Below are 24,925 nucleotides of genomic sequence, written 5' to 3' on the forward strand. Positions count from 1 at the left end.
AAAACTTGATTGAGTACCCCGGACCGGCTTGCACATGCCTGCCTCGCGGGCCTTTTTTCGGCGAGCTGAGATGTTTCCGCGACGCTTTGTTCGCCGCAGGCCGACTGAGTTAACCTGCGACGGATTTTCTCATCCCGGCAGATCCGTGAACTGCGGAAATGCGGGGCGATGGGCGAGGCCCGGCACGGTTCCGAGTCCTCGGCGCGAGGACTCTTGGGGAGCGGAACGAGGTGCGCATGACCAGCAAGACGACCGAGGTTGTGGATCGGGGCCCGGGTGAGCGGGAGCTGCGGCGGCTTCTGGCCGGACTGACCGCCGTTCGGGACGGCGACTTCGGCACACGGCTGCCGTCCGACGGGGAGGGTCTGCTCGGCGACATCGCCACCGTCTTCAACGGCATGGTGGACCAGTTGTCCGTGTTCACCTCGGAAGTGACGCGCGTGGCGCGCGAGGTGGGCACCGAGGGCACGCTGGGCGGTCAGGCGGAGGTGCCGGGGGTCTCGGGCACCTGGGCCGACCTGACCGACTCGGTCAACGCCATGGCGGGCAACCTCACCACGCAGGTCCGTGACATCGCCCAGGTGGCGACCGCGGTGGCCAAGGGCGATCTGTCGCAGAAGGTCGACGTGCCCGCGCGCGGCGAGATCCTGCAGCTCAAGGAGACCGTCAACACGATGGTCGACCAGCTGTCGTCGTTCGCCGACGAGGTCACCCGCGTCGCGCGCGAGGTCGGCAGCGAGGGCCGGCTCGGCGGTCAGGCCCAGGTGCCCGGCGTCGCCGGTGTGTGGCGTGACCTGACCGACTCCGTCAACTTCATGGCGGGCAACCTCACCTCCCAGGTCCGCAACATCGCCCAGGTGACGACCGCGGTCGCCCAGGGCGACCTCTCCCAGAAGATCACCGTCGACGCCCGCGGCGAGATCCTCGAACTGAAGAACACCATCAACACGATGGTCGACCAGCTCTCCGCCTTCGCCGACGAGGTCACCCGCGTCGCCCGCGAAGTGGGCACCGATGGCCGGCTGGGCGGCCAGGCGGACGTCAAGGGTGTGAAGGGCACCTGGCGTGACCTGACCGACTCCGTCAACTTCATGGCGGGCAACCTCACCGCGCAGGTCCGCAACGTCGCCCAGGTGGCCACCGCGGTCGCCCAGGGCGACCTCTCCCAGAAGATCACCGTCGACGCCCGCGGCGAGATCCTCGAACTGAAGAACACCATCAACACGATGGTCGACCAGCTCTCCGCCTTCGCCGACGAGGTCACCCGCGTCGCCCGCGAGGTCGGCACCGAGGGCAACCTGGGCGGCCAGGCCATCGTCCGGGGTGTATCGGGCACCTGGAAGGACCTGACGGACAACGTCAACGTGATGGCGTCCAACCTGACGGGTCAGGTCCGCTCGATCGCCCAGGTCGCCACGGCCGTGGCGCGCGGCGACCTGTCGCAGAAGATCACGGTCGAGGCCAAGGGCGAGGTCGCGGCCCTGGCGGACGTCATCAACACGATGGTCGACACGCTGTCCGCGTTCGCCGACGAGGTCACCCGCGTCGCCCGCGAGGTCGGCACGGAGGGACGTCTCGGGGGTCAGGCGAACGTGCCGAACGTGGCGGGCACGTGGAAGGACCTGACGGACAACGTCAACTCGATGGCCAACAACCTCACCGGCCAGGTGCGCAACATCGCCCTGGTGACGACGGCGGTGGCGGGCGGCGACCTGTCGAAGAAGATCGACGTCGACGCCCGGGGCGAGATCCTGGAGCTCAAGACCACCATCAACACGATGGTCGACCAGCTGTCCTCGTTCGCCGCGGAGGTCACCCGTGTCGCCCGCGAGGTCGGCAGCGAGGGCCGGCTCGGCGGCCAGGCCGAGGTGGAGGGCGTCGAGGGCACCTGGAAGCGGCTGACGGAGAACGTCAACGAACTGGCCGGGAACCTGACCCGGCAGGTCCGCGCGATCGCCGAGGTCGCGAGCGCCGTCGCCGAGGGCGACCTGACCCGCTCGATCACCGTGGAGGCGTCGGGCGAGGTCGCCGAGCTCAAGGACAACATCAACACCATGGTCGAGTCCCTGCGCGAGACCACGCGGGCCAACCAGGAGCAGGACTGGCTGAAGACCAACCTGGCCCGGATCTCCGGCCTGATGCAGGGCCACCGGGAACTGCCCGTCGTCGCCGAGCTGATCATGGACGAGCTGACCCCGCTGGTCTCGGCCCAGTACGGCGCCTTCTACCTGGCGGAGGACACCGAGCGCGGCCCCGAACTGCGGCTGGTGGGCTCGTACGGCTATCCCGACGACGAGGAGCGGACCGCCCGCATCCCCTTCGGCCGCTCGCTGGTCGGACAGGCGGCGCGGGGCCGCCGCCCCATCAGCGTGGAGGACCTGCCGCCGGGCTATGTGACCATCTCCTCGGGGCTCGGGCAGGCGGTGCCGAGCGCCCTGGTGGTACTGCCCGTCGTGGTCGAGGACCAGGTCCTCGGCGTCATCGAGCTGGCCTCCGTCACCCGGTTCACCCAGATCCACCAGGACTTCCTGGCACAGCTGATGCCGACCATCGGTGTCAACCTCAACACCATCGTGGCCAACGCCCGCACCGACGAGCTCCTCGAGGAGTCCCAACGGCTGACCGCCGAGCTCCAGTCACGGTCCGAGGAGTTGCAGGTCCAGCAGGAGGAACTGCAGCGCTCCAACGCCGAACTGGAGGAGAAGGCGTCCCTGCTGGCCTCGCAGAACCGCGACATCGAGGCCAAGAACCTTCAGATCGAGCAGGCACGGCAGGAACTGGAGACCCGCGCCCAGGAGCTGGCGCTGGCCTCCAAGTACAAGTCGGAGTTCCTGGCGAACATGAGCCACGAGCTGCGCACCCCGCTGAACAGCCTGCTGATCCTCGCCCAGCTGCTCGCACAGAACCCGTCCCGCAACCTCACCCCCAAGCAGGTCGAGTACGCGGGCATCATCCACTCGGCGGGCTCGGACCTGCTCCAGCTGATCAACGACATCCTCGATCTGTCGAAGGTCGAGGCCGGCAAGATGGACGTCGCTCCCGAACGCGTCCCGCTGCGGAAGCTGCTGGAGTACGTCGAGGCGACGTTCCGGCCGATGACGACGCAGAAGAGCCTGGACTTCACGGTGGCCACCGCGCCGGGCACACCCGCCGACCTGCTCACCGACGACTCCAGGCTGCGCCAGATCCTGCGCAACCTGCTGTCGAACGCGGTCAAGTTCACCGAGCAGGGAAGTGTCGAGCTGCGCATCGAACCCGCCGCCGACCGGGAGGTGCCCGCGGGCGTCCACCGCGGTGGTCCCGTCGTGGCCTTCCGGGTGAAGGACACCGGCATCGGCATTCCCCGGCAGCAACTGGAGACGATCTTCGGGGCGTTCCAGCAGGCGGACGGGACGACGAGCCGCAAGTACGGCGGCACCGGCCTCGGCCTGTCGATCACACGGGAGATCGCCCATCTGCTCGGCGGCGCCGTCACGGTCGACAGCACGCCCGGTCAGGGCAGCACGTTCACGCTCTATCTGCCCGTCGCACGCGCCGACTTCGAGGAACTGGCGGACGGCGGCGGCCGGCGGGCGGAGCAGAAGCCGCAGGAGACGGTTCCCTCCGAGGCGGTGCCGGCGCCGCTCGCGGCCGCCGGCCCGAAGCAGGCGCCCGGGCAGCGCAGACGCCGCCTGCTGATCGTCGAGGAGCGCCCGCGCGGTCTGCTCACCCTCGTCGCGGAGAGCGCGGTCGCGGACATCGCGCAGGACGCCGGCGATCCGCGCGGGGCGATCGACATCATCACCGCCGCGGGGGCGCAGGATGCGGCGAGCGCGCTGGCCGCGGAACCCTGCCACTGTGTCGTTCTCGAACTCGGTAGGCCGGACGCCGAGGGCGCGCGCTTCCTGGACGCCATGCAGGGCGACTCCGCGCTGGCCAGTGTGCCGGTGCTCGTCCACACGGGGCACCGCGTGGACCTGGCCCAGGAGCAGTCCTTGCGGTCCCGTGCGGGGGGCCGGCCGCTGGACTTCCTGTCCAGCCTGGACGAACTGCGTGAACGCATCACGCTGCACCTGTCCGCCGAGGAACCCGGAGACGTACTGTCGCTGGTCCGCTCCGAGGAACCCCAGTACGCGGCCGGGCAGCCCGTGGACGACACCTTCCTCGGTCGCAAGGTGCTCGTGGTGGACGACGACGCGCGCAACCTCTTCGCGCTCAGCGGCATCCTCGAACTCCACGGCTTCCAGGTCCTGCACGCGGACAACGGCCGCAAGGGCATCGAGATGCTGCTCGCCCACCCGGACGTCGCGCTGGTTCTGATGGACGTGATGATGCCGGAGATGGACGGGTACGCCGCCACCGCCGAGATCCGCACCATGCCGCAGTACGCGGACCTGCCGATCATCGCGGTCACCGCGAAGGCGATGCCGGGCGACCAGGAGAAGAGCCTCGCGTCCGGCGCGAACGACTACGTGACCAAACCCGTCGACACCAACGACCTCATCGCCCGCGTCCGACGCTGGCTGCCCGTCTGAGGAAGGGACGCACCCGCCGTGCGCACCAGCCGACCGGGCGCCCACCGGCGCCGTCCCAGCCGAGGAACAGGCCAACCGTGAGCAATCCCCAGCAACCGCCCGAGCCGGAGGGCGTACGCGCTCCGGCCGGTGAACAGGCCGCCACCGAGCCGCGGGGCGGAGGGCCGGCCGCCGCTGAGCCGCGGAGCGGGAGCCCGGCTGCTGCCGAGCCACCTGGCCGGATGGCAGCAGCCGCCGAGCCGCTCGATCCGGCGCCGGCCGCCGCCCAGCCGCTCGGTCCGACGGCGGCTGGCACCGGGGCCGTGGCCGAGGCCGAGGCCCTGGCCGGCCCCGTTCCGGTCGGCGGTCACCCGGGCGAGGCCGAGGCCGCCGACGAGGACGGGCGCGGGCAGACGTCGCCCGTCGGCAGGCTCGCCGCGACCGTGGAGCGGCTGCGTCGCGAGGTGCGGGCGGCGCAGGCGGAGGCGGACGGGCGTGCCCTGATCGAACTGGCCAAGGGCATCCTGGTCGAGCGGCTGGGATGCGGGCCGGCGCAGGCCGCCAGGCAACTCGCCGAGCTGGCCAAACAGGCGGGTGTGACCCCGCTCGAATTCGCCGTCGAGGTCATCAACCAGGCCTCCCGTGACCGGCTCTCCGAGGTGGCCGCCGCCTTCCTCGCGATCACGACGGACTCCGCGGACTCGGCGGCCTCCGACGAGGCGGGTGGTCCGCCTGCGAACCGGTCCTCCGTCGTACGGCTGCGCGCCGCCGAGAGCGGTGCGCTGGCCGCCCACGACACCCAGGCCGTCGCCGACTCCCTGCTGGAGCACGCCCTCACGCCGCTCGGCGCGGTGGCCGTGGCCATCTGGGCCGTGGGGTCGGACGGTTCCCTCAGCCTGGCGGGCAGTGCGGGGTTCTCATCGGCGGAGGCGGGCCGCTGGCGGTATGTGCCCCCGGGCGTGGCCACCGTGGCGCGCCGCGGTCTGGCCGAGCGCGCGGGGCACTGGATCGGCTCCCTGTCCGAGACGGGCCTGCCCTCCATCGGCCAGCACCTCTACCCGGACGGCGGCAGGGTCGCCGTTCCCGCCGGCACCGGCGGGCGGATCCACGGAGTGCTGGAGATCGTCTGGCCCGCGCCGCTGGGACCGCAGCCACCGCAGATCGTCCGTCAGGTCAAGGCCCTGGCCGAACTGTGCGCCCACACCCTGGAGACCTACGCCCTCCAGTACCCCGACGGCGTCCCGATGCCCGGGGTCCTGCCGCACGTCGCCGAGCTGATGGACCTGGCCGACGGGCTCCACGACCCCGCCCTGGTGCTCGTGCCGCACCTGGACGGCAGCGGGGAGCTCGTCGACTTCCGCATCCAGCACGTGAACAGCCGCTTCCTCGACCCCGCCGGCCGGCCGCGCGGCGTCGTCAACGGTGCCCTGCTGCTGGAGGCGTACCCGCTGGCCGCCGGCGAGAGCGAGCTGTTCGACCGGATCGAGCGCGTATACGCCACCGGGGAGCCGTTCCGCGCCCACCGGATGAGGCTCACCGCCCTGGTGGACGACGTCCCGCTGGCGGCGGTCGCCGACATCAACATCACCAGGCACGTCGGCAACGTCCTGCTCATCTGGCGCGTCGAGGACGAGACGGCACGCCTGGCGAGCCTGCTCCAGCACGCCCAGCGCCTCGGCCGGATCGGCGGCTTCGAGGAGAACCTGCTCACCGGCGAGATCACCTGGAACGGGCAGCTGTACAGCCTCTACGGCAAACCCACCTCGAGCGCCCCGGCGTCGCTGGAGGACCTGCCCGCGCACGCCCATCCCGACGACGCCGTCGCCATCGGCAGGTTCCTGCGCACCCTGCTCCACCACCGGCGTCCCGCGTCCACGGCCTTCCGTCTGCAGCGCCCCGACGGCGTGACGCGCCACATCCGCGTGGTGGCCGAGCCGGTGCTCGACTCCGACGGCCGGCCGTTCGTCGTCCGCGGCGCCTACCAGGACATCTCCGCCCACCACTGGACGGAGGTCGCGCTCGCCGCCACTCGTGACCAGCTCGCCCACACCGAGCAGCAGGCGAGCGAACGCAACCGGCTCACCCTCCAGCTCCAGCACGCCATCATGCCCCCGGCGCAGGCGCCGCTGGAGGCTCCCGGCCTGCAGGTGGCCGTACGCTACCGGCCCGCGGAGACGGAACAGCTGGTCGGCGGCGACTGGTACGACGCGGTCGTGCTGCCGTCCGAGCTGGTGCTGCTGTGCGTGGGCGACGTGGCCGGACACGGCATAGAGGCGGCCACCAGCATGGTCGTGCTGCGCAACGCGCTGCGGGGGCTCGCCGTGACGGGCGCCGGCCCCGGCCAGTTGCTGTCCTGGCTCAACATGGTGGCCCACCATCTGACCGGCGCGGTCACCGCCACGGCGGTCTGCGGCCTGTACGACCCGGCTCGCCACACCCTGCGGTGGGCCAGGGCGGGCCATCTCCCGCCGGTCCTGGTGCGGGGCGCCGAGGCCGCGCCGCTGCCCCTGGTGAAGGGGCTGCTGCTGGGCGCCGTGCCCGAGGCGACGTACGAGGAGCACGAGGTCCAGCTGGCCGTCGACGACACCCTGCTGATGTACACGGACGGGCTGATCGAACGCCGTGACCGTTCCGTGGAGGAGTCGCTGGCGCAGCTGCTGACGGCCGCGCGCACGGTGTCCCCCACACTGGACCAGCAGCTGGACCGCCTGCTCACCTACAGCAAGTCGGACACGGACGACGACACCTGCATCGTGGGCATCCGCGTTGCCTGACGGGTGTACGACGGAGACCCGGGATGCCCGCGTGCCGGACGGCCCCGGGGGCCCACCCGCCCTTCGACTAGCGTCATGACATGACCAGCAACACCACTCCCACCCTCGCCGAGGCGCTGGCCGCCGGAACCCTCGTCCTGGACGGCGGCATGTCGAACCAGCTCGAGTCGGCCGGGCACGACCTGAGCGACGAGCTGTGGTCGGCACGGCTGCTCGCGGAGCGGCCGCAGGCGATCACGGAGGCGCACCTCGCGTACTACGAGGCGGGCGCGGACGTGGCGATCACGTCCAGCTACCAGGCGACGTTCGAGGGCTTCGCGAAGCGCGGCATCGACCGCGACCGAGCGGCCGCGCTCCTCTCCCTCAGCGTCGGACTGGCCCGCGAGGCGGCAGCACAGGCACGGGAGAAGGGCGTCACGCGTCCGCTGTGGGTGGCGGCGTCCGTCGGCCCGTACGGGGCGATGCTCGCGGACGGCTCCGAGTACCGGGGCCGCTACGGCCTCACGGTCGCCGAGCTGGAGGCCTTCCACCGCCCGCGCCTGGAGGTGCTCGCGGCGGCCGGCCCGGACGTCCTGGCGCTGGAGACGATCCCGGACACGGACGAGGCCGCCGCACTCCTGCGGGCCGTGCGCGGCCTGGGCGTCCCCGCCTGGCTGTCGTACAGCGTCTCCGGCGACCGCACGCGCGCGGGCCAGCCCCTTCAGGAGGCGTTCGCCCTGGCAGCCGAGGCGGACGAGGTGATCGCGGTGGGCGTGAACTGCTGCGCGCCCGAGGACGTGGACGGCGCGATCGCGACGCCGGCACGGGTCACCGGCAAGCCGGTGGTGGTCTATCCCAACAGCGGCGAGTCCTGGGACGCCGAGGCCCGAGCCTGGGACGGCCGCTCGACGTTCAGGACGTCGGAGGTGACCGGTTGGCGCGAGGCCGGGGCGCGGCTGATCGGGGGCTGCTGTCGGGTGGGACCGGAGGGGATCGGGCGGATCGCGGGGGCGTTGGGGGCCAGGGCATGAACCCGCGTGAAAGACCCGCGTGAACAAGACATCGGTCTGTGGCCCCGTTGACCGACGTGACCGACGCCTCGGTCCATCGACCCCGTTGAACCGTCACTGCCGCCCCGCCCCGCCCGGACGCCGCAGTCGCCGTACCACCGATTGCGGCACCGCGCCCCGCCGTGCCGCCCCGTCTCCCTGTGCGAGGGGCGGCTCCGGGCGGATGCGGGCCGCCTCCCACAGTGCCATCTCCGTGTCGCGGGGGCCGTACGCCAGCGGCTCCCCGTCCCCGCCGAAGATCCGCACCGGGTGCCTGGCGTCCCACGCCGGCCAGCCCGGGTCGCCGTCCGTCGCGAAACGCACCCATGCCCCGTGCATCTCGCGGGCCAGGGCGCGCGGGGCGTTCGGCCCCGCCAGTTTCGCCGACTCCGGGACCTCCGCGCTGTCGAAGACGAAGCCCAGCTCCAGGGCGTGGCAGGCGCCCAGGCCGGGAACGTTGGAGCGCCAGGCGAACTCGTAGACGTACGTGGGCGCGTGGCCGGCGCGGGCGTCGGCCACGCGGTGCAGGGGGTGGCGGAGCAGGTGGTCCGTCACCATCTGGCCCACCACGTCGGAGACGGGCGCGTCCGGGTGGGCGGTGCGGTAGCCGCGCGGGACCTCGGGGCCGCAGTGGCAGCGGGCCATCGCGCCGGCCACGGCGACCGGGCCCAGGCGGTCGATGCGTTCGGCCAGGCCGGTGGGGGCCAGCCAGAGGCGGTACTCCTCGCTGGTCCAGCCCATCAGCAGGGGTACGTCGCGGGCGGCGCCGTCCAGCAGGGCCTCCAGCGGGTCGCGCGGTACCAGGTCGCCGTCCACGACGATCCCGAAGGCGGGGCCGCCGAGGATCGGGCTCGCCCGGCGGCCCATCTCCGCCTGCGCCTCGGCCAGCACCGTACGGTCCACCGCGGCGAACGCCGTCGCCGTCGCCGTCACCTTCAGCCTCACCGCCATGCGCCGCACCAGGCGCCGTACCTTCTCCCGTTCGGTGGCCTCCGGCGGCCCGCTCTGCAGCACCGCCCGCCCGAACAGCCCCCGGGCGCGGGGGCTCGCCAGCAGCGCGCCGATGCTGATCGCGCCCGCCGACTCGCCGAAGACGGTCACCCGGTCCGGGTCGCCGCCGAACTCCGCGACGGCCTCCTGCACCCACTCCAGCGCGGCGAGTTGGTCGCGCAGCCCGGGGTTGGGCGGAGCGTCCGGGAAGAGGCCGTAACCCTCGACTCCCAGGCGGTAGTTGAAGGAGACGAAGACCACGCCGTCACGGGCGAAGGCGCTGCCGTCGTACACGGGCACGGCCGACGAGCCCCGGGTCAGGGCGCCGCCGTGGATCCACACCATCACCGGCAGCCGGGCCCCGGCAACCGGCTCCGGCGTCCACACGTTGAGGTTCAGGCAGTCGTCCCCGGCGACCACCGGGTCGGACAGATAGCGGGCGAAGGCCTCCGAGTACGGCGGTTTCGGCGGCGTCGGCCCGAACGCGCCCGCGTCGCGCACCCCGTCCCACGGCTGGGGCGGCACCGGCGGGCGGAAGCGGTGGGGGCCGAAGGGCGCGGCGGCGTACGGGATGCCGCGGAAGACGGCGACCCCGTGCTCGTACCGGCCGCGCACAGCCCCGTAGGGGGTGCGGACCACGGGGTCCGCAGGGTGCGCCGGGCTCAGGGTCACGTCGTCCACAGGGTCCATCCGGCCTCTCCTCACCGCGGGGGCTGCCCACATCAGATGACTTCCCCCGTTCGCGACACCGCGCATCCGGTGTCTTCCACCGCAACTCACCACGGCCTTAATGTAGAAAGCGCTTGCCATGAATGGTTGCCGTCAACGGAGTTCCAGGGCCCCCCGCGACGGCGCTGCGGCTGCTGGTGCGCATGATGGCCGGCGCACGGCCGGAGGGCACCCGCACCGAACTGTCGACACGGCTGGTGGAACGGGCCAGCACGGCGCCACCACGCCGCTACTCCGCCTGAGCCGCCCAACGGATGCCGCCGAGGAGGTGGGCGCGGAAGTCGGGGTCCTGGTACGCCTGCGAGGCGTGTCCGAGTGCCGTGTAGAAGACCCGGCCCGCGCCCTGCTCACGGCACCAGGCGAGCGGATGGTCGGCGCCCATGCCGCCGCCCTCGTACGACGACTCGTCGGCGGAGACGAGCACCCGGACCGAATCACGGGGATTGGTACGAAAGTCGTACCACTCGTCCGTGAACTCCCAGACGGCGGGCAGGTGCCGCGTCGCCGGATGACCGCGGTCCTCGACGACAGCCTTGCCCGGCTGGTACGCGGGGTGCCGGTCGAACCAGGCGCCCAGCACTTCGCCGTAGTACGGCCAGTCGTACTCGGTGCAGGCGGCCGCGTGCACGCCGACGAAACCGCCGCCGTCCCCCAGGTACGCCATGAACTGTGTCCGCCCCGCCGGGGTCAGCACCTCACCGCTGGTGGAGAGGAAGACGACCGCGCCGTACGCGCCGAGGGGAGCCTCGAAGACCCCCGGGTCCTCGGTGGCGTCGACCCCGAAACCGTGCGCGGCCCCGAGGTCGCGTACGGCGGCGACGGCATCGGGGATGGAATCGTGGCGGTAGGCGGTGGTGCGGGAGTACACGAGCACGCGGAACGGCATGGCACCGAGCCTAGGCGTGTGGCGAGGCCGTCCCAACAGCAGGCGAGCACCGAAACTTTCGGCCTCCGGGGACCTGTCCGATTCCTTCAAGACCCGCCCCCGATCGCCCGCCTAGCGTGGCCGCATGACTCCACGATTCGATGTGACCGGCCTCGTCGTCTCCGACCTGGCCGCCTCCCTCACCTTCTACCGCCGTCTCGGGCTCGTCTTCCCCGAGGGTGCCGAGGAGCTGCCGCACGTCGAGGCGGAATTGCCCGGTGGGCTGCGGTTCGCTCTGGACCCCGAGGAGACCGTGCGGTCCTTCCACCCCGGGTGGCGGCCGCCCGTCGGCGGCGGACGTGTCTCGCTCGCCTTCCGTTGCGGCTCCCCCGCCGAGGTGGACGGCGTCCACGAGGACCTGGTGGGCGCCGGGTACCACGGCGAGCTCAAGCCGTGGGACGCGGTGTGGGGGATGCGGTACGCGGTCGTGCACGACCCCGACGGCAACGGGGTGGACCTGTTCGCGGACCTATCCCCGCGCCAGTAGGTCCCCGAGCGGCATCCCCGCCAGATCCCGCACGTCCCGGGCCAGATGCGCCTGGTCGGCGAAGCCCGAGCGGGCCGCGGTCTCGGCGAACGGCACCCCCGAGCGGGCCAGCGCCAGGGCGCGTTGCAGCCGCAGCACGCGGGCCAGGGTCTTCGGCCCGTAGCCGAACGCGGCGAGCGAGCGGCGGTGCAACTGGCGTGCGCTCAGCCCGAGGGCGTCGGCGGTGGCGGCGACCGGACGGCCCGAGCCGAGTGACGCGACCAGCGCGCCGAGCAGCGGGTCGGGGTCCGAGGAGCGGGCGGCGCGCTCCAGGGCGATCTCCTCCAGCGCCGTGGCGGGGTCGGCGGCGGCGTCCACGCGGCCGGTCAGCCGGCGCACCTCGGCCGCGGGCCACAGGTCGGCCAGCTCGACGCGCCGGTCACGCAGTTCCTGGGCGGGGACGCCCAGGTAGGCGGGTGCGGTGCCCGGGTGGAAACGGACGCCGGCCCAGCGGACGGGCGGGCCCCCCGGGCGGTGCGCGCGCGTGTCGGGGCCGGCGACCAGGAGCCTGCCCTCGGTCCACAGCAGGTCCATGCAGCCGTCGGGCAGCACCGGCCATCCGGCGGCGGAGGGCAGGTTGGTCCATACGACGGCGCCCGGGAGCCGGGACGACCGCTCGGCGTACCCGGCGGTCGCGAAGCCTCGGTCGACAGCCACGCCCCTCAGGCTATGCCGGCGCTCAGTCCGCCGGTCCCTCCCTCTTCTGCGGGTGGATCTGGCCGCTGCGCACCTGCGTGCGCAGACGGGAGGTGACGTCCTCCGGGGGCAGGAAGCGGGACCAGCGTTCCGGGAACTCCGAGGGCATGTCCGGGTCGTCCGGGTCATCGGGGTCGACCGCGCGGGCCGCGGCGGCGCGGGCCATGTACTCGGCGGCCTGCTCCGCGCGCAGCCGCTCGTTCGCCTCGCGGGCCGCCGCCGTCGCCGCGGCCGGCCACACGCGGTCGATCGCGGCGTTGACGGCGGCGCCCACCAGGACGGCGAAGGCGGACACGCCGATCCACAGCAGGACGGCCACGGGGGCGGCCAGCGAACCGTAGATGGTGGGGCCCTCGACCGTGTGCGTCAGGTAGATGCGCAGCAGGAAGCTGCCCAGCACCCACATCGCGAGGGCGACCAGGGCTCCCGGCACGTCCTCCACCCACGGTGAGCGCACGGGGACGGACACGTGGTAGAGCGTGGTCAGGAACACGATCGACAGGACGATGACCACCGGCCAGTACAGGACCTGCACCACGGTCGTCGACCAGGGCACGACGTTCACCACCGCGTCCGGGCCCGCCACCATCAGCGGCAGCGCGACCGAGCCGATCAGCAGCGCCACGATGAACAGCACGAACGCCAGCAGCCGGGTCTTCACGATGCCCCGGGTGCCGTCGAGCCCGTACATCACCGTGATCGTGTCGATGAAGACGTTCACCGCGCGGGAGCCGGACCACAGGGCGAAGAGGAAACCGATGGAGACGACGTCGGGCCGGCCGGCCTTGAGCACGTCGTGCAGGATCGGCTGGGCGATCTCCTTGACGCCCCGGTCGGACAGCACCGTGCGGGACGCGTCCAGGATGTTGTTCTGCAGGCTCTGGATGGTGTCGGTCCCGGTCCAGTGGTCGACGTAGCCGAGCAGTCCGACCAGGCACAACAGCAGCGGCGGCACGGAGAGCAGGGTGAAGAAGGCCGCCTCGGCGGCCAGCCCCAGGACGCGGTACTCCATGCACGAGTTGACGATGTCCTTCAGCAGCAGCCAGGCGGTCCTGCGCTTGGAGACGTTCCGGTAGAGGGCACGCGCCCGGTGGAGACGGCCGGGCGGCCGCTCGGAGGTTTCACTTGCTGCTGGCTGCACGCCCTAACGGTAGCCGCCGCCCGGGCCCCCACTCACCCCGCAGGGGGGCGGGCCCGGTGTGGCGCACACCCTCGGCGATACGGGTGACCGATCGCGTACCGAGGGGTAGGTTCGCCCCATGGCAGCCAGCACGCACACCGTGACCAATCAGGCTCCGCCGCTGGTCGGATATGACGTCTTCGCCGCTGATCGTGCCCTCGTGGAGGCCGTCGAGCGGCATCTTGACCCCGCGCTCCTGGACGAGGTGCGCGCCGAGCTGTCGGGGCTCGGGCTCAGCGCGGGCTCCGCGCAGGTGCAGGAGTGGGGGGCACAGGCCAACGAGAACCCACCCAAGCTGCGGACCCACGACCGCTACGGCAACCGCATCGACGAGGTGGAGTTCCACCCGTCCTGGCACCGCCTCCTCGGCAAGGGCGTCGCCGCGGGGCTGACCGCGGCCTGGACGCGGCCGGGCGGGCATGTGCGCCGGGCAGCGGCGTTCGTGATCTGGAGCCAGGTGGAGGCGGGCAACGGCTGCCCGCTGTCGATGACGCACGCCGCCGTGCCCGCGCTGCGCACGGATCCCGCCCTCGCCGCCGAGTGGGAGCCCCGGCTGACCTCGCTGGTCTACGACCGGGGGCTGCGCCCGGCCGCCGAGAAGGCCGGCGTGATCTTCGGGATGGGCATGACGGAGAAGCAGGGCGGCAGCGACGTACGCGCCAACACGACGACGGCCCGGCCGCTCGCCGAGGACGGCACGTACGAGCTGACCGGCCACAAATGGTTCTGCTCGGCGCCCATGTCGGACGGGTTCCTGATGCTGGCGCAGGCCCCGGGAGGGCTGACCTGCTTCCTGGTGCCGCGGGTGCTCGAGGACGGCACGCGGAACGTGTTCATGATCCAGCGGTTGAAGGACAAGCTCGGCAACCGGTCCAACGCCTCCAGCGAGGTCGAGCTCGACGGCACCGGGGCGCGCCGGGTCGGCGAGGAGGGGCGCGGGGTGCGCACCATCATCGAGATGGTGGCGGCGACCCGGCTCGACTGCGTCCTCGGCTCGGCGTCGTTGATGCGGCAGGCGGTGGTGCAGGCGATCCACCACTGCACCTATCGGGAGGCGTTCGGCGGGCGGCTCCTGGACAAGCCGCTGATGCGCAACGTGCTCGCGGATCTGGCCCTGGAGTCGGAGGCGGCGACGGTGCTGGGGCTGCGGCTGGCGGCGGCGTACGACGACGGGAGCGAGCGGGAGCGGGCGTTCCTCAGGCTCGCGGTGCCGGCCGCCAAGTACTGGGTGACCAAGCGGTGCACGCCGGTGGTGACGGAGGCCGCCGAGTGCCTCGGCGGCAACGGCTACGTCGAGGAGTCCGGCATGCCCCGGCTGCTGCGCGAGTCGCCGCTCAACTCCATCTGGGAGGGCGCGGGCAATGTGCAGGCGCTCGACGTGCTGCGCGCGCTCCAGCGTGAGCCGCACGCCCTGGAGGCCTTCCTCCAGGAGGTAGGCCGGGCGCGCGGCGCGGACCACCGTCTGGACGGCGCGATCAAGAACCTGCTCACCGAACTCGCCGACCTGGAGGGCGTCGAGGCCCGGGCGCGCCGCCTGGTGGAGCGGATCGCGCTGGTGCTCCAGGGGGCGCTCCTTGTGCAATACGCGCCCCCGGAGGTCGCGGACGCCTTCTGTGCCTCACGCCTGGGCGGCGACTGGGGCACGGCGTTCGGCACTCTGCCGCACACCCTGGATCTGGCCACGGTGGTCGAGCGGGCGCGGCCGGTCGCCTGAGGTGCTCCTGCCGTGGGGATCGATGGCGGCGGGGGTGGTGCTGCGCCGACTCGGCACCACCCCCGCCTGCCGGCCCCGTTCAAGGAGCGCGGACGCCGCCCGAGCGGCGTCGCACAAGTTTCAACCACGGCTTGGCCCTTCGCCAGGGTTGCACAGGGTTGCAACCCGCGCCCGCTCTGGCCGGACTTCCCCCCTCCGCCGGCCGTGGACGGCAGTATGAGACCCACCGTCGACACGGGCCGGGGGACGCCCTCCGGCCGGAATCCGTCGACGGGGACGGACAACCTTGGGGGAGGTTTCCAGTGGCGTATTCGGCCAGAGAGGTCACGCGGCTCGCCGCCCTGGACGTCGGGCAGGCGGCGCGCCTGCTCAACGAGGTGCGCAGCGCGACGCTCGCGGGGCAGCACGCTCCCGTCCCGCCGCGTCCGGTGATCGAGGCGTCCTGGGGGCGGATGCTGCGCCGCGGCGTCGACCCCGACAACGACGTCCGTGCCGACCCGCTGGGCCGTGACGAGATCGAGCGCCGCCGCCGGGACTCCCCGCTGCGGCAAGTGCTGCCGGTGCTGCGCGAGGGCCTGCTGTCGGTGGCGGACGTCGCGCACCACATCATGGTCGTCGCGGACGCGGACGGGCGGATCCTGTGGCGCGAGGGAAGCGCGCCGGTGCTGCGCAAGGCGGACGGGCTGGGCTTCGAGCCGGGCGCGGACTGGGGCGAGGGGGTCGTCGGCACCAACGGCGTGGGGACCCCGACGGTGACCCGGCGACCCGTACAGGTGTTCGCATCCGAGCACTTCGTACGCTCCCACGCCTCCTGGACATGCACCGGCGCCCCGATCACGGACCCGCGCGACGGCCGGCTGATCGGGGTTGTGGACGTGAGCGGCCCGCTGGAGACGATGCATCCGGCGACGCTCGCGTGGGTGGAGTCGGTGGCCCGGCTCGCGGAGGCCCGGCTGCGGGAGGCGCATCTGAACGCGCTCGAGAGGCTGCGCGCGGTGGCGGCGCCGCTGCTCGCGCGGCTCGGCGGCCGGGCGGTGGCCGTGGACAAGGACGGCTGGACGGCGGCGGTGACCGGGATGCCGTACACAGGCCGGGTGGCGCTGCCCGCGTCGCTCGGGCCCGGCCGCTGTCTGCTGCCGGCGCTGGGCCCCTGCACGGTGGAGCCGCTGCCGGGCGGCTGGCTGATCCGCGCCGCGGACGCGCCCGCGCCCGCGCAGGTGACTCGGATCGTCCTGGACGTCTCGCATCCGCGCCGCTGCTCGGTGACGGTCTTCGGGGACACGGGCTCCTGGGCCCATGAACTCAGCCCCCGGCACGCGGAACTGCTGTACCTGCTGGCCCTGCACCGCGAGGGCCGCACGGCCGCGGCCCTGGCGTCCGACCTGTTCGGCGACCCGGCCCGCACGGTCACGGTCCGCGCCGAGATGTCCCGGGTACGGCGGTATCTGGGGGCGTTCCTGGAACACCGGCCGTATCGTTTCCGCGAGTCGGCGGAGGTGGACCTGCTCCTCCCGGACGACCCGAACGACCTGCTGCCGCACTCGACGGCGCCGGGGGTGGTGAGAACCCGGCGCACCCGAACGTGGGGATAACCCTGCTTTTCCCGGGTCTTCGGCCGGTCCCCCATCCGTCTGCCGTAGCATCCCTCCTTACAGGCCACCCCACCCGCTCCTGCAGTCAACGCACGGACCGCGAGGAGCAGTTGGCCTACGCCGGGAGGTCGTATGAAGCACCGTGGCAGGCACCGCCGCAGGCGCCGGGGGCGCGCGCTGCGGGCGACGCTGGCCGGCACCGCGCTGGCGCTGACCGCCGCCGCCACGCTGATCAGCACCTCGCAGGCCGCGGGCGGCGACAACCCCGGGAGCCTGACCCGTGTCACCTCGGCGGCCGAGACGGCGAAACTCCGCCTCCACGAGGACCTCACCGACCACCGCGCCCTCGACACGCTCACCCGCGCGATGGGCGGCGCCGTCGACGTCCACGGCGTCCTGTCCTCCGCCGACCGCACCATGCGGGACCGGTCCGCGTGCGACGCCGCCGAGACCGCCGCGCTGCCCGTGCGGCCGGCCGCCACGCGCGCGTACTGCTGGGACGACGACGACGCGACGACCACGCAGTGGGTGCCGCGGTCCGTGACCACCTCGGGGGACGCCGAGGCCGACGGCCTGTGGGGCCCGGACCGGGTCGTCCTGTCCGGCTGGACGCACCACGACCGCCCCGGCGGCCCGGCCGCCGAGCGGGGACTCGCCCGGGTCGCCTTCGTCGACGCCGACGACCCCTACCGCCTCGCCTACCGCTGGGTCCTGCTGGTCGCTCCGCGCGCCGGTGGCCAGGACTTCGCCGCCGTCCGCACCGGCCTGTCCGGCATGGTGTGGTACCGGGACAAACTGTTCGTCACCGCACGCGACTCGCTCCTGGTCTTCGACCTGCACCGGATCCTGCGCGCGAACGTCGACAGCGCCGCGATGGGACGGGGCGACGGCGGCTACGCGGCGGACGGCTACCAGTACGTGCTGCCGACGGTCGGCTCCTACCGGCTGACCGGAGGCCCCTGTTCGGCGGCCGACGACCACGGGGTGCCCTGCTTCTCCACGCTCTCCCTCGACCGCACCACCATCCCGGCCAGCCTGGTGGCGAGCGAGTCGCTGCGCCCCGGGGGCGGCGGGCGGGCGGCCCGGGTGTGGCGGTACGCGTTCAGCACCGCGCCCGGCCGCGCGGGCCTGCTCGCCACGGACGCCCACGGCGACGTCAGGGCGACGGAGGCCTACGAGACGGCGGCGGCCGGGGTGCAGGGCGTACTGTCGCACCGGCGCGACGGAGCGGCGCGGACCGACTGGTACGTCGACCGCGCGCCCTCGGTCGGCGGCCGGCACGGCACGCTGTGGCAGCAGACCACCTCCGGCGCGCGGACGGCCACCTGTGCGGCCGACGGGACCCACGCCTGCTGGGGCCGGCACACCGCGTCCCTGTCGTACTGGCGGGAGACGGGCGAGTTGTGGACGCTCACGGAGGGCGCGGCGAGCGACGACGGATCGGGGCCGGCCGACGGGCGGGTGCTGTACGCGGTGCCCCTGGACGCGGTGGACGACGCCCTGAAGTAGCGCGCCGACCGGCGGGGCGGGGCGCCGGGGCCCTTTGTCGTACCGCTCGGCGTCGTGATTCCCTGACCGCATGAGCAGCATGACCGTGACCACGTGGTCCCTGGAGCAGACTTCCCCGAGCGATCTGCTGCCCGCCGCGGGCCCCGAGGGCGATGTCCGGATCGTCCGTGCCGAGGTGCCGTCGCCGGAGTTCAGCCGGTTCCTGTACGCGTCGGTCGGCGGGGACATCCGCTGGATCGACCGGCTCGGCTGGACGTACGCGCGCTGGCAGGAGCACCTGAACCGGCCGGGCGTGGAGACCTGGGTCGCCTACGACCGGGGCACGCCCGCGGGATACGTCGAGTTGGAGCCGCAGGACGACGGGGTCGTGGAGATCGTCTACTTCGGGCTGCTGCCGGCCTTCCGGGGCCGGCGGATCGGCGGGCACCTGCTGTCGTACGGGACCGCCCGCGCCTGGGACCTCGCGGACCGCTGGCCGCGGCGGACGCCGACGAAGCGGGTGTGGCTGCACACGTGCAGCCTGGACGGGGAGCACGCGATGGAGAACTACCGCCGCCGCGGGTTCCGGCTGTTCGACACCAAGGCCGAGGAGCAGGCGGAGGTTGCCGCCCCGGGCCCCTGGCCAGGGGCGCACGCTCTCTGACCTGCGCGGACGCGAGCGCGTCCGGCTGATGTGACCGACAACACCCTTGTCCCACATCGCGGGACAAGGGTGTCCGCATGATGGACAAAGCTGGACTGTGTCCAGATCGCCATGACACGCTTCCGTCATGTCTGGAACTGGAATTGCCTTGGTGAGTCGACGGCACGTCGATCTCGGCCGCATGTCCAGCGCCATCTGTCCGGCGAGCTGACAGCCTCCAGCCAGCCCGGTTTCTCCCTTTTCCACCCTCGCGCAAGGACGCGCACGTCTTCCCGTGTGCCCGCGCGCAGAGCCGCTCTCCTGCCTGTCCCGAAGGACGTACCCACCATGGCCGCCTCCCCGCAGAATCCCGCCACGCCCCGCCGCAAGGTGAGCCGTCACCGTGGCGAGGGTCAGTGGGCCGCAGGTCACTTCACCCCGCTCAACGGCAACGAACAGTTCAAGAAGGACGACGACGGTCTCAATGTGCGGACACGCATTGAGACGATCTACTCCAAGGCGGGCTTCGACTCCATCGACCCCAACGACCTGCGCGGCCGCATGCGCTGGTGGGGCCTGTACACCCAGCGCAGGCCCGGGATCGACGGCGGCAAGACCGCGATCCTGGAGCCGGAGGAGCTTGACGACAAGTTCTTCATGATGCGGGTCCGCATCGACGGCGGAGCGCTCACCACCCGGCAACTGCGCGTCATCGGCGAGATCTCGCAGGAGTTCGCGCGCGGCACCGCCGACATCACCGACCGGCAGAACGTCCAGTACCACTGGATCCAGGTCGAGGACGTGCCCGAGATCTGGAACCGCCTGGAGGCCGTCGGCCTGTCCACGGTCACCGCCTGCGGTGACACCCCCCGTGTGATGATCGCCTCCCCGGTCGCCGGCATCGCCGAGGACGAGATCATCGACGCCACCCCGGCGCTGGAGGAGATGAAGCGCCGCGTCCTGAACAACAAGGCGTATTCGAACCTCCCCCGGAAGTTCAAGACCGCCATCTCGGGCTCGCCGCTCCTCGACGTGGTCCACGAGATCAACGACGTGGCGTTCGTCGGCGTACGGCACCCCGAGCACGGGCCGGGCTTCGACGTGTGGGTCGGCGGCGGTCTGTCCACCAACCCCAAGCTGGGCGTGCGCCTGGGCGCGTGGGTGTCGCTGGAGGAGGTCCCGGACGTCTACGAGGGCGTCCTGTCGATCTTCCGTGACTACGGCTACCGGCGGCTGCGCAACCGGGCCCGTCTGAAGTTCCTCGTCGCCGACTGGGGCGCGGAGAAGTTCCGCCAGGTGCTCCAGGACGAGTACCTCAAGCGGAAGCTGGTCGACGGTCCCGCTCCCGAGCAGCCCGTGCAGCAGTGGCGCGACCACGTCGGCGTCCACCGCCAGAAGGACGGCCGCTACTACGTCGGTTTCGCCCCGCGCGTCGGCCGCGTCGACGGCACCACGCTCACGAAGATCGCCGACCTCGCGGAGGCGCACGGCTCCGGCCGGGTCCGCACCACCGTCGAGCAGAAGATGATCATCCTCGATGTCGAGGAGGGGCAGGTCGACTCCCTGGTCGACGGCCTGGAGGCGCTCGACCTCACGGCCAGGCCGTCCTCGTTCCGGCGCGGCACCATGGCCTGCACCGGCATCGAGTTCTGCAAGCTCGCCATCGTCGAGACCAAGCAGCGCGGTTCCTCGCTCATCGACGAACTGGAGCGGCGCCTGCCGGACTTCGACGAGCCGATCACCATCAACCTCAACGGCTGCCCGAACGCCTGCGCCCGTATCCAGGTCGCGGACATCGGTCTCAAGGGCCAGCTGGTCCTCGACGACAAGGGCGAGCAGGTCGAGGGCTACCAGGTGCACCTGGGCGGCGCGCTCGGCCTGGAGGCCGGGTTCGGCCGCAAGGTCCGCGGTCTGAAGGTCACCGCGGAGGAGCTGCCGGACTACATCGAGCGGGTCCTCAAGCGCTACCAGGCGGAGCGCGAGGACGGCGAGCGGTTCGCGACCTGGGCCGCCCGCGCTTCTGAGGAGGCGTTGTCGTGAGCTGGGCGAGTGAGCCGAAGGGGCGCGTCGGTTTCGGCAGGGGGTGGGGGTACCCCCTGCTCGAAGAGCTCGGGGGAGCGCGGAGGCCCGAAGGGCTGAGCACGGTCGTCCTCTCGAAACCGACTCCCAGCGCCCCGGAGGCGAACCGAGCCGCAAAAGAAGGGGAGGCGCTGTCGTGAGCGAGCGTGCGGCGCCCTTCTACTGCCCCTACTGCGGCGAGGAGGACCTGCGTCCGAGCGAAGCCGGCCACGGCGCGTGGGAATGCGCGGCGTGCAATCGAGCCTTCCAGTTGAAGTTCCTGGGCCTTCTCGCCCAGGGCGTGAGCCGAAGGAGCGCGTCGGCGTCGAGCGGCCGGGCGCGCGGAGGCCCCGACGAAGGAGGGGCTGAGCACGGTCGGCCGCTCGACACCGACTTTGGCGCTCCGAAGGCGAACGCCCCTCAAAGGGGCAGCCTTCGACGAGCCGACGACGGAGGGGACCGGATATGACCGCGACTCAGGAACAGCGGACCGCCGAGGAGCTGAAGGCGCTCGCCGAGCAGGCCGGCCGCGACCTGGAGGACGCCTCCGCGCTGGAGATCCTCCAGTGGGCGGCCGACACCTTCGGCAAGCGCTTCTGCGTGACCTCGTCCATGGAGGACGCGGTGGTCGCCCACCTCGCCTCCCGCGCGATGCCCGGCGTCGACGTGGTGTTCCTCGACACCGGCTACCACTTCCCGGAGACCATCGGCACCCGCGACGCGGTGGACGCCGTGATGGACGTCAACGTCATCACGCTCACCCCGCGCCAGACGGTCGCCGAACAGGACGCCGAGTACGGCCCGAAGCTGCACGACCGCGACCCCGACCTGTGCTGCAAGCTGCGCAAGGTCCAGCCGCTGGAAGAGGGCCTCAAGGACTACGACGCCTGGGCGACCGGGCTGCGCCGCGACGAGTCCCCCACCCGCGCGAACACCCCGGTCGTCGGCTGGGACGAGAAGCGGCAGAAGGTCAAGATCTCGCCGATCGCCCGCTGGACGCAGGACGACGTGGACGCCTACGTCGCCGAGCACGGCGTGCTGACCAACCCCCTGCTGATGGACGGCTACGCCTCCGTCGGCTGCGCGCCCTGCACCCGCCGGGTCCTTGAGGGCGAGGACGCACGCGCCGGCCGCTGGGCGGGCCGTGCCAAGACCGAGTGCGGGCTGCACGGCTGACCATGACAGAGATTCAGGAGACACACGTGACGAGCGGAGCCACCGTCTGGCTCACGGGTCTGCCGAGCGCGGGCAAGACCACCATCGCCCACGAGCTGGCGGGCCGGCTGCGCGAGGAGGGCCATCGGGTCGAGGTGCTCGACGGCGACGAGATCCGCGAGTTCCTCTCCGCGGGCCTCGGCTTCAGCCGGGAGGACCGGCACACCAACGTGCAGCGCATCGGCTTCGTCGCCGAACTGCTGGCGAGCAACGGCGTCAAGGCCCTCGTCCCGGTCATCGCGCCGTACGCGGACAGCCGGGAGGCGGTGCGCAAGCGCCACCAGCAGAACGGCACGGCGTACCTCGAGGTGCACGTGGCCACCCCGGTCGATGTGTGCTCGGTGCGCGATGTGAAGGGCCTGTACGCCAAGCAGGCCGCCGGCGAGCTGAAGGGCCTGACGGGCGTCGACGACCCGTACGAGGAGCCCGAGTCGCCGGATCTGCGGATCGAGTCGCAGCACCAGACGGTGCAGGAGTCCGCGGCGTCCGTGTACGCGCTGCTCAGCGAAAGGGGACTGGCATGACGACCGTCGCCGGTATCCAGGGGGGCACGGACAGCACCCCGTACACCCTCTCCCACCTGGACGCCCTCGAGTCCGAGGCGGTGCACATCTTCCGCGAGGTGGCGGGCGAGTTCGAGAACCCGGTGATCCTGTTCTCCGGCGGCAAGGACTCCATCGTCATGCTGCACCTGGCGCTGAAGGCGTTCGCGCCCGCGCCGGTGCCGTTCGCGCTGCTGCACGTGGACACCGGGCACAACTTCCCCGAGGTCATCGAGTACCGCGACCGCACGGTGGCGAAGCACAACCTGCGACTGCACGTGGCCTCCGTGCAGGACTACATCGACCGCGGTGTGCTCAAGGAGCGCCCCGACGGCACCCGCAACCCGCTGCAGACGCTGCCGCTGACGGAGAAGATCCAGTCCGAGCGGTTCGACGCCGTCTTCGGCGGCGGACGCCGCGACGAGGAGAAGGCGCGCGCCAAGGAGCGCGTCTTCTCGCTGCGGGACGAGTTCTCGCAGTGGGACCCGCGCCGTCAGCGCCCCGAGCTGTGGCAGCTGTACAACGGGCGGCACGCGCCCGGTGAGCACGTGCGCGTGTTCCCGCTGTCGAACTGGACCGAGCTGGACGTGTGGCAGTACATCGCCCGGGAGGGCATCGAGCTGCCGCAGATCTACTTCGCGCACGAGCGCGAGGTGTTCCAGCGGAGCGGCATGTGGCTGACCGCCGGCGAGTGGGGCGGCCCCAAGGACGGCGAGACGGTCGAGAAGCGCCTCGTGCGCTACCGCACCGTCGGCGACATGTCCTGCACCGGTGCCGTCGACTCCGACGCGGTGACCCTGGAGCAGGTCATCACCGAGATCGCCGCCTCCCGGCTGACCGAGCGGGGCGCGACCCGGGCCGACGACAAGCTCTCGGAGGCCGCCATGGAGGACCGCAAGCGCGAGGGGTACTTCTAGCCATGACCACCACCACGGAACTCTCCGCCACCACCCTCCTGCGGTTCGCCACCGCCGGTTCGGTCGACGACGGCAAGTCCACCCTCGTCGGACGGCTGCTGCACGACTCCAAGTCGGTCCTCACCGACCAGCTGGAGGCCGTGGAGCGGGCTTCGGCCAGCCGCGGCCAGGAGGGCCCGGACCTGGCCCTCCTCACCGACGGTCTGCGCGCCGAGCGCGAGCAGGGCATCACCATCGACGTGGCCTACCGCTACTTCGCCACGCCCCGCCGCCGGTTCATCCTCGCCGACACCCCCGGCCATGTGCAGTACACCCGCAACATGGTCACCGGCGCCTCCACGGCGGAGCTGACCGTCATCCTGGTCGACGCCCGCAACGGCGTCGTCGAGCAGACCCGCCGCCACGCCGCGATCGCCGCCCTGCTGCGCGTCCCGCACGTGGTCCTCGCCGTCAACAAGATGGACCTGGTCGACTACCAGGAGTCCGTCTTCGCGAAGATCGCCGAGGAGTTCACCGCGTACGCGACCGAGCTGGGCGTCCCCGAGGTCACCGCGATCCCGATCTCGGCGCTCGAGGGCGACAACGTGGTGGAGCCGTCCGCCCACATGGACTGGTACGGCGGCCCGACCGTCCTGGAGCACCTGGAGACCGTCCCGGTCAGCCACGACCTGGCGCACTGCCACGCGCGGCTGCCCGTGCAGTACGTGATCCGCCCGCAGACCACCGAGCACCCCGACTACCGCGGCTACGCCGGTCAGATCGCGGCCGGCTCCTTCCGGGTCGGCGACCAGGTCACCGTCCTGCCCTCCGGCCGTACGACGAAGGTCTCCGGCATCGACCTGCTGGGCGAGCCGGTCGGCGTGGCCTGGACCCCGCAGTCGGTGACGCTGCTCCTCGAGGACGACATCGACATCTCGCGCGGCGACCTGATCGTGCCCAGCAAGGACGCGCCGCCGACCACCCAGGACATCGAGGCGACCGTCTGCCACGTCGCCGACCTGCCGCTGACGGTCGGCCACCGGGTGCTGCTCAAGCACGGCACCCGCACGGTCAAGGCGATCGTCAAGGACATCCCGTCCCGGCTCACACTCGACGACCTGTCCCTGCACCCGCACCCGGGGCAGCTCGTCGCCAACGACATCGGCCGCGTGAAGATCCGTACCGCCGAGCCGCTGCCGGCGGACTCGTACGCGGACTCGCGCCGCACGGGCTCGTTCATCCTGATCGACCCGTCCGACGGCACCACGCTGACCGCGGGCATGGTCGGCGAGTCGTTCGCCGCGCCCGAGCCGGTCAAGGACGAGGCCGACGACGACGGGTGGGACTTCTGATCATGACCACCACCTGCTTCTACTCGACGTTCGCCAAGGAGGGCGGCCGTGTCGGCAGCGGCGCCCTCGGCAGCGGGCAGGGCG

The 24,925-nt window shown here is 72.2% G+C and carries 18 protein-coding genes and 1 pseudogene; 15 read left to right on the forward strand and 4 right to left on the reverse strand.

What is annotated here, in order from left to right; translation table 11 throughout:
- Positions 1-236 precede the first annotated feature (236 nt).
- From AB0N14_RS16035 to mmuM, 3 genes are all read left to right on the forward strand, one after another.
- On the forward strand, positions 237-4,514 hold the full coding sequence (locus AB0N14_RS16035; RefSeq protein ID WP_366026259.1) for a HAMP domain-containing protein: 4,278 nt from the start codon (positions 237-239) through the stop codon (positions 4,512-4,514).
- Positions 4,515-4,735: 221 nt separating this feature from the next.
- A complete protein-coding gene (locus AB0N14_RS16040; protein WP_366026260.1) occupies positions 4,736-7,267 on the forward strand; it encodes a SpoIIE family protein phosphatase in 2,532 nt (843 codons plus the stop codon).
- Between the two features lie 80 nt (positions 7,268-7,347).
- Positions 7,348-8,277: a homocysteine S-methyltransferase gene (gene mmuM / locus AB0N14_RS16045; protein ID WP_366026261.1), complete on the forward strand. Its 930-nt coding sequence runs from the start codon at positions 7,348-7,350 to the stop codon at positions 8,275-8,277.
- Positions 8,278-8,370: 93 nt separating this feature from the next.
- Here mmuM and AB0N14_RS16050 read toward each other — a convergent pair whose 3' ends face one another.
- Positions 8,371-9,975: a carboxylesterase family protein gene (locus AB0N14_RS16050; RefSeq protein WP_366026262.1), complete on the reverse strand. Its 1,605-nt coding sequence runs from the start codon at positions 9,973-9,975 to the stop codon at positions 8,371-8,373.
- Between the two features lie 155 nt (positions 9,976-10,130).
- Here AB0N14_RS16050 and AB0N14_RS16055 point away from each other — a divergent pair.
- Positions 10,131-10,256, forward strand: a pseudogene (locus tag AB0N14_RS16055) (LacI family transcriptional regulator); the annotation flags it as partial.
- On the opposite strand, the gene AB0N14_RS16060 reads toward AB0N14_RS16055, so the two are convergent.
- The gene (locus tag AB0N14_RS16060) at positions 10,244-10,900 is read right to left on the reverse strand and encodes a ThuA domain-containing protein (RefSeq protein ID WP_366026263.1); all 657 of its coding nucleotides are present in this window, start codon (positions 10,898-10,900) and stop codon (positions 10,244-10,246) included. The pseudogene AB0N14_RS16055 and the gene AB0N14_RS16060 overlap by 13 nt on opposite strands.
- Before the next feature lie 124 nt (positions 10,901-11,024).
- Here AB0N14_RS16060 and AB0N14_RS16065 point away from each other — a divergent pair, with 124 nt between their 5' ends.
- On the forward strand, positions 11,025-11,426 hold the full coding sequence (locus AB0N14_RS16065) for a VOC family protein (RefSeq protein WP_366026264.1): 402 nt from the start codon (positions 11,025-11,027) through the stop codon (positions 11,424-11,426).
- Here AB0N14_RS16065 and AB0N14_RS16070 read toward each other — a convergent pair.
- Positions 11,409-12,122 carry a helix-turn-helix transcriptional regulator gene (locus tag AB0N14_RS16070; protein ID WP_366026265.1) on the reverse strand — a complete coding sequence of 238 codons (714 nt, stop codon included), beginning with the start codon at positions 12,120-12,122 and terminating at the stop codon, positions 11,409-11,411. The genes AB0N14_RS16065 and AB0N14_RS16070 overlap by 18 nt on opposite strands.
- Before the next feature lie 22 nt (positions 12,123-12,144).
- On the reverse strand, positions 12,145-13,302 hold the full coding sequence (locus AB0N14_RS16075; RefSeq protein ID WP_366026266.1) for a YihY/virulence factor BrkB family protein: 1,158 nt from the start codon (positions 13,300-13,302) through the stop codon (positions 12,145-12,147).
- A gap of 118 nt (positions 13,303-13,420) precedes the next feature.
- On the opposite strand from AB0N14_RS16075, the gene AB0N14_RS16080 reads away from it, so the two are divergent.
- From AB0N14_RS16080 to AB0N14_RS16125, 10 genes are all read left to right on the forward strand, one after another.
- Positions 13,421-15,055 carry an acyl-CoA dehydrogenase family protein gene (locus AB0N14_RS16080; protein WP_366026267.1) on the forward strand — a complete coding sequence of 545 codons (1,635 nt, stop codon included), beginning with the start codon at positions 13,421-13,423 and terminating at the stop codon, positions 15,053-15,055.
- Positions 15,056-15,357: 302 nt separating this feature from the next.
- Positions 15,358-16,647 (forward strand): GAF domain-containing protein, encoded by a 1,290-nt coding sequence (locus tag AB0N14_RS16085; protein WP_366026268.1) that lies wholly within the window; start codon positions 15,358-15,360, stop codon positions 16,645-16,647.
- Positions 16,648-16,779: 132 nt separating this feature from the next.
- Positions 16,780-18,156 (forward strand): hypothetical protein, encoded by a 1,377-nt coding sequence (locus tag AB0N14_RS16090; protein WP_366026269.1) that lies wholly within the window; start codon positions 16,780-16,782, stop codon positions 18,154-18,156.
- Between the two features lie 70 nt (positions 18,157-18,226).
- Entirely contained in the window at positions 18,227-18,799 is a 573-nt protein-coding gene (locus AB0N14_RS16095; protein WP_366026270.1) for a GNAT family N-acetyltransferase, read from the forward strand.
- A 127-nt stretch (positions 18,800-18,926) separates the two neighbouring features.
- Positions 18,927-19,010 (forward strand): putative leader peptide, encoded by an 84-nt coding sequence (locus AB0N14_RS16100; protein WP_309486338.1) that lies wholly within the window; start codon positions 18,927-18,929, stop codon positions 19,008-19,010.
- Positions 19,011-19,126: 116 nt separating this feature from the next.
- The gene (locus tag AB0N14_RS16105) at positions 19,127-20,818 is read left to right on the forward strand and encodes a nitrite/sulfite reductase (protein ID WP_366026271.1); all 1,692 of its coding nucleotides are present in this window, start codon (positions 19,127-19,129) and stop codon (positions 20,816-20,818) included.
- Positions 20,819-21,301: 483 nt separating this feature from the next.
- Entirely contained in the window at positions 21,302-22,012 is a 711-nt protein-coding gene (locus AB0N14_RS16110; protein WP_366026272.1) for a phosphoadenylyl-sulfate reductase, read from the forward strand.
- A gap of 26 nt (positions 22,013-22,038) precedes the next feature.
- Positions 22,039-22,575 carry an adenylyl-sulfate kinase gene (gene cysC / locus AB0N14_RS16115; protein ID WP_236041273.1) on the forward strand — a complete coding sequence of 179 codons (537 nt, stop codon included), beginning with the start codon at positions 22,039-22,041 and terminating at the stop codon, positions 22,573-22,575.
- Positions 22,572-23,510, forward strand: coding sequence for a sulfate adenylyltransferase subunit CysD (gene cysD, locus AB0N14_RS16120; RefSeq protein ID WP_366026273.1), 939 nt, complete (start codon positions 22,572-22,574; stop codon positions 23,508-23,510). Before cysC ends, cysD begins: the two co-directional genes overlap by 4 nt.
- Positions 23,511-23,512: 2 nt before the next feature.
- The gene (locus tag AB0N14_RS16125; RefSeq protein ID WP_366026274.1) at positions 23,513-24,841 is read left to right on the forward strand and encodes a GTP-binding protein; all 1,329 of its coding nucleotides are present in this window, start codon (positions 23,513-23,515) and stop codon (positions 24,839-24,841) included.
- Positions 24,842-24,925 lie beyond the last annotated feature (84 nt).

The organism is Streptomyces sp. NPDC051104 (genome assembly GCF_040682835.1).
Classification (GTDB): Bacteria; Actinomycetota; Actinomycetes; order Streptomycetales; family Streptomycetaceae; genus Streptomyces; species Streptomyces cynarae.

What these genes read in the sequence shown, in the direction of transcription:
- AB0N14_RS16035 (WP_366026259.1), top strand. Translation starts at nt 237, where the DNA reads ATGACCAGCAAGACGACCGAGGTTGTGGATCGGGGCCCGGGTGAGCGG.
- AB0N14_RS16040 (WP_366026260.1), top strand. Translation starts at nt 4,736, where the DNA reads ATGGCAGCAGCCGCCGAGCCGCTCGATCCGGCGCCGGCCGCCGCCCAG.
- mmuM (WP_366026261.1), top strand. Translation starts at nt 7,348, where the DNA reads ATGACCAGCAACACCACTCCCACCCTCGCCGAGGCGCTGGCCGCCGGA.
- AB0N14_RS16050 (WP_366026262.1), bottom strand. Translation starts at nt 9,975, where the DNA reads ATGGACCCTGTGGACGACGTGACCCTGAGCCCGGCGCACCCTGCGGAC.
- AB0N14_RS16060 (WP_366026263.1), bottom strand. Translation starts at nt 10,900, where the DNA reads ATGCCGTTCCGCGTGCTCGTGTACTCCCGCACCACCGCCTACCGCCAC.
- AB0N14_RS16065 (WP_366026264.1), top strand. Translation starts at nt 11,025, where the DNA reads ATGACTCCACGATTCGATGTGACCGGCCTCGTCGTCTCCGACCTGGCC.
- AB0N14_RS16080 (WP_366026267.1), top strand. Translation starts at nt 13,421, where the DNA reads ATGGCAGCCAGCACGCACACCGTGACCAATCAGGCTCCGCCGCTGGTC.
- AB0N14_RS16090 (WP_366026269.1), top strand. Translation starts at nt 16,780, where the DNA reads ATGAAGCACCGTGGCAGGCACCGCCGCAGGCGCCGGGGGCGCGCGCTG.
- AB0N14_RS16095 (WP_366026270.1), top strand. Translation starts at nt 18,227, where the DNA reads ATGAGCAGCATGACCGTGACCACGTGGTCCCTGGAGCAGACTTCCCCG.
- AB0N14_RS16100 (WP_309486338.1), top strand. Translation starts at nt 18,927, where the DNA reads ATGTCTGGAACTGGAATTGCCTTGGTGAGTCGACGGCACGTCGATCTC.
- AB0N14_RS16105 (WP_366026271.1), top strand. Translation starts at nt 19,127, where the DNA reads ATGGCCGCCTCCCCGCAGAATCCCGCCACGCCCCGCCGCAAGGTGAGC.
- AB0N14_RS16110 (WP_366026272.1), top strand. Translation starts at nt 21,302, where the DNA reads ATGACCGCGACTCAGGAACAGCGGACCGCCGAGGAGCTGAAGGCGCTC.
- cysD (WP_366026273.1), top strand. Translation starts at nt 22,572, where the DNA reads ATGACGACCGTCGCCGGTATCCAGGGGGGCACGGACAGCACCCCGTAC.
- AB0N14_RS16125 (WP_366026274.1), top strand. Translation starts at nt 23,513, where the DNA reads ATGACCACCACCACGGAACTCTCCGCCACCACCCTCCTGCGGTTCGCC.